Raw genomic sequence first — 2,541 nt, 5'->3', positions numbered from 1 at the left:
CGGAGAAAGTCATCTGATCCATGGATAGTATTCCTGATGAGTGAAGTTGGCCGTATTATGACTGATTTGGGGAGTTATTCAGAGCCTCCCTAGTAGGGCAGATGAGAGCGCTAAACCGTTGGAGGATGCAGTCGAATTTATGAGGTTATCTATAGATGATAGCTCTGCTTACTTCGATAAAACACATCAAAAGCCTAATGATAAGGCTTGGACGCAATTACGAAAAGAGATCGATAAGGAATCGATAGAGTGTCAGTTTAATAAGATGCAAAAAATTGACTCGGAAGCAGCAAGCTGGTTTTTCAGGGAAGTTATGAAAGGATTCTTACTCTCACCAAGAGCCTCGATGCAGGAAATAGAAAATAAATATTCTTCAGAACAAATGACTCGCTTGGAAAACATAATAACTGAGCTGGGGAGGCGAAGTGATTGCTATGGCAACGCCGTAATGAAAAGGGCTAATGAACTCAGGAAGATTGGAGTCGATCCTCACAAAATTCCAAGATAACTAATAGAAAATAATAGTCGTAATTTATAAGGAAGTATTGGTGGCGACATATATTGTCGTATCAATTGATAAAGTGGTTTTAAGATAAAAATGGAGTGTCGAAAACCAAGGATTTAAAGGCATAGCGTTGGTGTTTCCGCACCTGATCATGTATCAAGGTCTGCCGGTTGAATCTAAGGTTAATTATGTGTTGCGGCCGATGTGATATTGGCGACTAGTGCGTGCTGAATAAGCGACTATGATCGGTCTGAAGCAGCTCAATCGGAACGACACAGGTCTGACTCTGTGTGCAAGTAATTGTCTGAGAAGGAAAGTGTGTTTTCAATATTTAATGACGTGTTCCAAATCAGCACAGAACTTAATAACCAAGTGATAATAAGCGAATTTTAAATAAGGAGTGTTAAATGAATAAAAGAAATTTCGTGTTTTTCGTAGGAATAACTTTATTAAGCCTAATTCTGAGCGGATGCTTTTACGCCGGACGTGCTATACAAGGTGTGGTTGGTTTGTCATCAGATCATTGTGAGGATTGGCACCCGGTTTATGCCTCTATGAGCGGTTGTTCTCCAAAAGCCAATTTTGGCGTAACCACAAAAAATGCCAACGACACTGTGTATCAGAGATGTTTGCTCATACATGCGATAGGTAAAGGACGTTACGATGTTTTTAGCTCTTTACTTGGAAGTGGTGCAGATCCTAGCAAATGCGGAGATAACTATCAGGCAGAAATATATAACGCTTGGATATCGGGCGGTGGATGTTATGACAAACGATTTATTGAACGTTTTGAGAGGAATGGATTAGAACCTTCTCAAAGTGCGGAAGAGCTTCTCGAATTTTCACTAAGAATGGCATGTGGTACCGGAGTATCACTGGCTGTTGCAAAGGGGGCTGATCCCAATGCTGTTAGAAAAAATGGGGCACTACCGCTTGATGCGGTTGTTTGGTCTACATCTTTGGACAGAATTAGAACAGTAGAAATACTCGTTAAGTTAGGGGCAGATCCTTTTAAAGTGTCCCCTAAAACAGGAGTTAGTCCATATCAATATGCAGTTGAGAATTCATCGAAGTTGAATAATTGGCCTCTTTTGGAAAAAGCGTTACTTCAGAACTAGCGTACTCTGGTTGTAAATAGAAGTTATGTACTTGTCGTTAGGTATACATTTTAGGGAATGCGAATGAGTGTAGATAATCGTGGAAGCTATCAAGATACCCGGGCTTTATTGAATTCACTTTTAGCACAGGTTTCAGCCGAAAGCTTTTTGGATGATGTCTTGGGAAAAGAGTGGGAAATGAGAGGGCGGCTTGCAAATGGGCCAAACCATTATGATCATTTTCCAGAGCCTATTGGAGATGAGCAAAGCGCTACGCAATCCACAGGGTTAATGCTAGACGACTTCTTTAGCGAGTGGTCAGTACTGCATCAACTACCTAATACAAGTAGTGGCTTTTCTGCAACCATACTTCAAAGCAAAGACGGGGAAATAGCTCTTTCTTTTCGTAGCACTGAATCCTTACCTAGTAGCTTAGGGGGAGACTTTGAGAGAGACGGAGGCTCAGGAGCAGATGGAGAGATATTAAAAAAAGGTTTTGCCTTTGGGCAGTTACTGGATATGGAAAAGTATTATGGTCAACTGGTAGCAGGCGATGGTGACTGGATATCAAACTTGGATGCAGCCCAGAAAAGTCAAATATCCAGCTATTTAAAAAATCCCGATAAGCAGCTTTCTGTAACCGGTTACTCTTTGGGTAGCCATATGGCCCAAGTATTCACCATTCTTCATCCAGATAAGGTTGTTAATGCGACAACGTTTAATGGGGCTGGTTTTGGTCTCTTAGAAGGAGTCGAGCAAACCGTTAGTGCCTATAACGTGGGTTTAACAACGATGTTGAACAATATGAGACGTTATTTGGACGACCCTGGTGAATTGATTAAAGATTTAGGGAGAGTCTGAATAACCCCAAGGTTCTGAGGTAATTCAAACTCTCGACGATATATGGCCGAATATTCAGAGTGTTTTTCCGGCCATTTT

Annotated in this window: 3 protein-coding genes; all 3 read left to right on the top strand. The window is 41.2% G+C overall.

All coding sequences use genetic code 11. The features are described 5' to 3' along the window. Positions 1-139: 139 nt before the first annotated feature. On the top strand, positions 140-508 hold the full coding sequence (locus tag F566_RS0100210) for a hypothetical protein (RefSeq protein WP_020404972.1): 369 nt from the start codon (positions 140-142) through the stop codon (positions 506-508). A gap of 404 nt (positions 509-912) precedes the next feature. Continuing rightward, positions 913-1,623 carry an ankyrin repeat domain-containing protein gene (locus F566_RS0100205; protein ID WP_020404971.1) on the top strand — a complete coding sequence of 237 codons (711 nt, stop codon included), beginning with the start codon at positions 913-915 and terminating at the stop codon, positions 1,621-1,623. A 63-nt stretch (positions 1,624-1,686) separates the two neighbouring features. Continuing rightward, positions 1,687-2,463, top strand: coding sequence for an alpha/beta hydrolase family protein (locus F566_RS0100200; protein WP_020404970.1), 777 nt, complete (start codon positions 1,687-1,689; stop codon positions 2,461-2,463). Positions 2,464-2,541 lie beyond the last annotated feature (78 nt).

Source organism: Hahella ganghwensis DSM 17046 (genome assembly GCF_000376785.1).
Lineage (GTDB): Bacteria > Pseudomonadota > Gammaproteobacteria > Pseudomonadales > Oleiphilaceae > Hahella > Hahella ganghwensis.
Note: the sequence above shows the minus strand (reverse complement) of the source record. Positions and strands in the feature narration are given on the sequence as shown.

Bases quoted from the DNA above. Each gene is read 5' to 3' on its own strand.
- F566_RS0100210 (WP_020404972.1), top strand. From the start codon at position 140: ATGAGGTTATCTATAGATGATAGCTCTGCTTACTTCGATAAAACACAT.
- F566_RS0100205 (WP_020404971.1), top strand. From the start codon at position 913: ATGAATAAAAGAAATTTCGTGTTTTTCGTAGGAATAACTTTATTAAGC.
- F566_RS0100200 (WP_020404970.1), top strand. From the start codon at position 1,687: ATGAGTGTAGATAATCGTGGAAGCTATCAAGATACCCGGGCTTTATTG.